This window comes from Evansella tamaricis, from assembly GCF_019042215.1.
Lineage (GTDB): Bacteria > Bacillota > Bacilli > Bacillales > Salisediminibacteriaceae > Evansella > Evansella tamaricis.
Window position 1 is genome coordinate 1 of record NZ_JAHQCS010000176.1, and the last position, 5,525, is coordinate 5,525.

Genomic DNA, 5,525 nt, shown 5'->3' on the forward strand with positions numbered 1-5,525 from the left:
TGAGCATGGGCGAGAATGGGAGAGCCTGAACCAGGGTTAAATGAACCAGGTTCCGTTGAACCAGGTTCAAAACCCCCAGGTTCAACCGTGAGCAAACAGGTGCATAAACAAGTTTAAACCATCTAAAATGAACTACATACTTGAACTAATATATCCTGTAAACTGAATCCCATATGAAATATAAAAGATGTAAATTTCAACAGACAAGTTAACGGACAAATAGCATAGTTTTTTTGGTCATCGTTCCTTACATTATGGAAATTAAGGTACGATTGATCATTCATGTACACCTATTCTTTGATATTGCATAGTATTACAATATAATTGTTTTTAATATGAAATTAACGCTAATATAGTACAACAGATATAGCAATGTTAGAAAAAACATAAATATTAGTAAAATTTGGCTTAAAATGATATAATTTTCACAAGTGAATAAGAAGCTCTTCAAATGAAATTTTCACATAGGTATTCTATTGCCACAATTACGAGTAAACTTATAGGAATTAACAACATTAACAACATTAGAAATTAACAACATTAGAAATTAACATCATTAATAAAGATACTGCTATATAGTTTAGTTTGTAGTACATCTATAATTCAAACATGAATGAATGAATCAAATGTTGGGAAAAATATCTCCATTACTTTAAAATTACACAGATAAAGAAAATAAGCTGTAATTGAATTTTTGTGAATGGAAGGGTTCCAATATGTAAAGACCTATGAATATCTCATTTTAATCGTGTTTTTGTACAAATATGATACTATTTTATTTTTTCTGCTATCACCGAAGCAAAATTACTAACACTTTAAAATTTTGGGAGGAGAATTGAAATGAGTACTGTAGAGTATATTAAAAATTTTGTAAAAGATAAAAATATAGCGTCAATCACACCAACATCAAGAAGTGGAGTAAAAAAAGTTTGTGAAAAAATGGACTTAAATAAAAAGGCTGTCATCGTTGAATATGGACCTGCCACTGGAGTTTTTACCGAGTATTTACTAGAACGGATTACAGATGATTCCGTTATAATCGCCATTGAACTAAATGAGAATTTTGTGAAATACCTAAATGCTAATTTTAATGATCCCAGGTTGAAGGTTCACCATGGAAGTGCCGTGGATGTGGATGGATATATTAAGGAACATGGCTTCTCAAAAGTTGATTATGTCATATCTGGTATTCCCTTCTCTTTAATGCCTAACGAGGTAAGAAAAAATATTGTTCAGAAAACTAATGAGGTATTAAAAGAAGGAGGTAAGTTTCTGCCCTATCAAACTTTCTTCCAGAAGGACCGCCATTTAAAAGATCATTTAGCAGAAGAATTTCAGACAGTAAATGATGAGTATCAATTTAGAAATATCCCTCCGATGAGGGTATATGAAGCAATAAAATAGTTTTCGGAAGCAATTTAGATCAGATGACACTGATCTAAATTGCTTTTTTTAGCTCAAAACACCAAAAAGTTATAAAAAGATGAAAATACAAAGATTGCTTTTGTCTAAACCTCTGAAATTCGCTAAAATAAAGGTAGACATATATAGACAAGGGTTGAAACTAATGAAATCATATATAAATAATAAAAAAGAAGAAATGCTTCAGTTATTAGGAGATCTTGTAAATATGGAAAGCGGTACTTATGATAAACAAGGTGTAGATCAAGTTGGGAGTTTTTTGAAGAAAATGTATAATCAACTTGGTTTTACAGTTGATGTGCAAAATGAAGAGAGGTACGGAAATCACCTTGTCCTTAAGCATATAAATTGTAATGATGAACCTAAAATTATTATTGTTGCACATATGGATACTGTCTTTCCAAAAGGAACTACTAAAAAAAGACCGTTTTCCCATGATGGAAAGCGGGCATATGGTCCTGGGGTTATTGATATGAAAGGGAGTCACGTCTCTCTTCTATACGCGATCAAGGCATTAACTAAAGTGGATGAAAATTGTTTGCAGAATATATTAATAGTTTTTAACAGTGATGAAGAAATTGGATCCCCATCCTCCAGAAAATTAATCGAACGTTTAGCAGAAGGGAAGCAGTACGCGTTAATTATGGAACCTTCACGTGCAAACGGGAAATTAGTTTCCAGCAGGAAAGGGGGAGGACGTTTTATGTTGAAAATTACTGGCAAGGGTGCCCATTCAGGAATAGAACCGGAAAAAGGTATCAGTGCAATTGAAGAATTAGCTCATAAAATCACCAAACTTCATCAGTTAACAGACTATGAAGAAGGGATTAATGTTAATGTCGGCTTAATTAAAGGTGGAACATCCTTAAATACGATTGCCCCCCATGCGGAAGCTCAAATAGAGATGCGTGTAAAAACGATGAAACAAGCTGAAGAAGTATCACAGGAAATAAAGGAAATATGTTCACACCCGGACGTCGAAGGGACAAAATTAGAACTTAAAGGTGGAATTACACGGCCTCCAATGGTAAAGAACGAAAAAGCAAAATGCCTTGTGTCATTAGTTAAAGAAATAGGAGAAGAGTTAGGGATTATAGTGGATGATGTATCAACTGGTGGAGGTTCGGACGGTGCGTTTACATCGGCTCAAGGTGTTCCCACAATTGATGGTTTAGGACCAATTGGGGGAAATGCTCATAGTGATAAAGAATATCTAGAGATTAATTCCCTGGTGGAGCGAACTTTATTATTGGCGAGGATTATTCAAGTTTTATCAAAAGATAGTGCGTCTTAAAGATAATAAGGTACAGAGGGAAGGTGACGCTTTTGAATAAAATAAACTCTTTTGAAAATACTTATAGGAATTTGATGACCGAATATAAAAAAACTGGGGATCTGGATAAATTAGAAAAGATTTATAATTTAATGGATAAACAAATATATGATGAGAAGACGATGTATCATTTGAAAGACCTCGCTTATAACAGGATTCAAGCCTTTGAGGGAGAAGTAACATTAACACCCATTTTAAAATACCGGAAAGCCGTATTGCTGTTATTATTGCAACGTCGTCAGGAAGCATTGAAAGAATTTAAACTGTTAATCCAAGGGGAAAAGGTTGAGCCCTTTATAAAAGACCGCTCAAAATGTTATCTCCTAAAATATTTTGACGATGTGATAAGGACAAGAGAAGCACAGGAGTTTTATGAGTCAATTCATAAATCAAAGGATCCTACTGCATTACATATGCTCGAAGATTTGAAATTATCGCAGAGCTATGATGTATCAGATTTAGAGGATTCACCAGATGATAGGATAGATTATAACATTGCTTTTACATCTGACGATTACATAGAACTGCCACTAACGAATAGGGTGACAGAAATAAATTTTCGAATGAATTATATTCCTGAAAACTTTGATTTGTACCTTGATCAGGTTAAGGAAGAATATTACATTATGGGTGAACAACTATCTTTAACTTCAAAAGAACTAGCGGCTTTATTTACAATGGCGCGCATTGCGGATTGTACAATAGGGGACTTGTACGTTGCTATATACAAGGAGCCGTACGAATATATAAAGCGACAGAAAGATAAACTTCAACAATTTACTAGCCGCCTAAGGAGATCCAAGTTAGTGCCCTTAGGGTTAACGTTTCAGGACACAAATCTGCTTCCAGGTACATCATTCTGTTTAATCTATACGAGTTCTTATAACGACTTGATATAGTATCCGAGAGGCTGGGACAAAAGTGTTTTAATCAATGAAAAATCCGAGCGAACTGATAAATGCTGCAATCATTAGCTACGGAAATATACTTCGCTTTCCGCGGGCGGCTGGTGAGCCTCCTGATATGAACGAAACTGTCAAGGCCCCCCATCTAAATTAGTAGCGAGACTATTTTGGGGTACTTTTAAGAAGAGGAGCTGTTTTTGGCTCCTTTCACTTTATTGTGTGTGCCCATTTATTTTTTCGCTTCTTTAGCTTAGTACTTCAACCTCACACTTAGAATGGTTGTCAAGTGCTCTCCTTGACTGCCATTCTAAGTGTGAGACACTAGAATAAGCTAAAGGGGGGATTATACATCATGCCTCCTTAATATTTATTTGAATAGATGTTAAGAACACGGCACGAAGGCAAAAACTCTACTGCGGTTAGCATCCTGATATTCGTGGGTTTTCACATAATTTCTTTCCGTATAAAGGACTTTTCCACTAACTCGAGACGTGCGTTAACCTAACCACTCAAGGTATAGCACAGAGGAGGCACGTGGATCTTCCTTTCCGGTTTTACTCTTTGCCTTCGAGCCCTATTCTCATCTATCTATTTTAAAATCAATATATATTCGGTTAAACGTTAGTAATATCAAACCCTTGGAATATCATCTAACTCTTGTGTAATTGCCCAAACAAAACCTGCTAACTCCCTAGCTACGGCCGTTATTGCTTTGCCACTTTCTTTTCCTTTGGATAGTAATCGAAAATATTTTTTGTGAAGTCGATTTTGTGCTTTCCAAGAGATTCCTTGAATGGTTGGAGATAATCCATTTAGTCGCTTCTTTAATTCTCCTTTGACAGCAGGTTGATAGCGATAACTCCAGGCAGACTCGATTAATAACCGTCGAACATGGCGATTTCCTGTTTTCGTAATTTCTCCCTGTATCCTTCTCTCACCACTAGAATGTTCACTTGGAATTAATCCCACATAGGACATCAAGTGCCTTGGCGTTGAGAACCGCTTGAAAGAACCAATTTCAGCTACAAGACTTGTCGCTGTTATAAGTGCGACACCTCTTAAACTTTGCAAGGCTTGAATCATTGGGGCATGCACACCTTCGGTAGCTTGTAATTTAATTTCTTCATCATATCTCTTAATCCGTTGTTCTAACTCATGTAATTGATGATAATACTCTTGAAAAACTATTCGTAAAGCTGAACTCTCAAATTTCATAACATTGAGCCATTCACGATACTTTTTGGTCCACTTCTTAACCCCTGCTGGTGGTTTGATATTGTTACGTAATAAAAATTTTGTTAAGCGGTGCTTGGTTCTAAGTTCGTCTTCTTTTGCATCTTCACGAGCTCTAACTAAATCACGTAATGCCTCATCTTCTGGAGTAGGGACATAAATTGGAGTTAATTCTCCTGCTCGATACAACTGAGCAAGTCGGATAGAATCCCTACGATCTGTTTTAATACGTTCACCTGGTCTTTTAGGTATTAATGAAGGAGCTATCACATCACAATGAACTTCTAAAGAGAGCAACTGTCTATACAGTGGGTAGCCCGTTGGGCCAGCTTCATAACACACTCGTAAAGTTTTAACATCGCCAAGCTTTTTTACTAATTTCTTTATTGCTTCTGGTGTATGAGGAATCATTCCGTAGTATCTAGGCACTTCACGACCCTCTTCTGCAATAGCTACTGCAATTTTTTCTTTTGATACGTCTAAACCTACATATTTAATGGTATCCTTCATAATAACTAGCTCCTTCCGTAATGTAGCACTGATTTGGTTTTTGTTTTTTTTCTTAATAAACATTCTTACCAAATTAATCTACGAATTTACGAGTGAGGAGCTAGTTTCGTTCATGATAACTC

Annotated in this window: 4 protein-coding genes; 3 read left to right on the plus strand and 1 reads right to left on the minus strand. The window is 35.7% G+C overall.

Annotated elements, in window-relative coordinates; translation table 11 throughout:
• Positions 1–840 precede the first annotated feature (840 nt).
• The 3 genes from KS419_RS21805 (at position 841) to KS419_RS21815 (ending at position 3,654) form a co-directional block, all read left to right on the plus strand.
• The gene (locus KS419_RS21805; protein WP_217068910.1) at positions 841–1,404 is read left to right on the plus strand and encodes a class I SAM-dependent methyltransferase; all 564 of its coding nucleotides are present in this window, start codon (positions 841–843) and stop codon (positions 1,402–1,404) included.
• A 163-nt stretch (positions 1,405–1,567) separates the two neighbouring features.
• Positions 1,568–2,716 carry a M20 family metallopeptidase gene (locus KS419_RS21810; RefSeq protein ID WP_217068911.1) on the plus strand — a complete coding sequence of 383 codons (1,149 nt, stop codon included), beginning with the start codon at positions 1,568–1,570 and terminating at the stop codon, positions 2,714–2,716.
• Positions 2,717–2,748: 32 nt separating this feature from the next.
• Entirely contained in the window at positions 2,749–3,654 is a 906-nt protein-coding gene (locus KS419_RS21815) for a hypothetical protein (protein ID WP_217068912.1), read from the plus strand.
• Positions 3,655–4,290: 636 nt separating this feature from the next.
• On the opposite strand, the gene KS419_RS21820 is transcribed toward KS419_RS21815, so the two are convergent.
• On the minus strand, positions 4,291–5,403 hold the full coding sequence (locus tag KS419_RS21820) for an IS110 family RNA-guided transposase (protein ID WP_217065727.1): 1,113 nt from the start codon (positions 5,401–5,403) through the stop codon (positions 4,291–4,293).
• Positions 5,404–5,525: the final 122 nt, after the last annotated feature.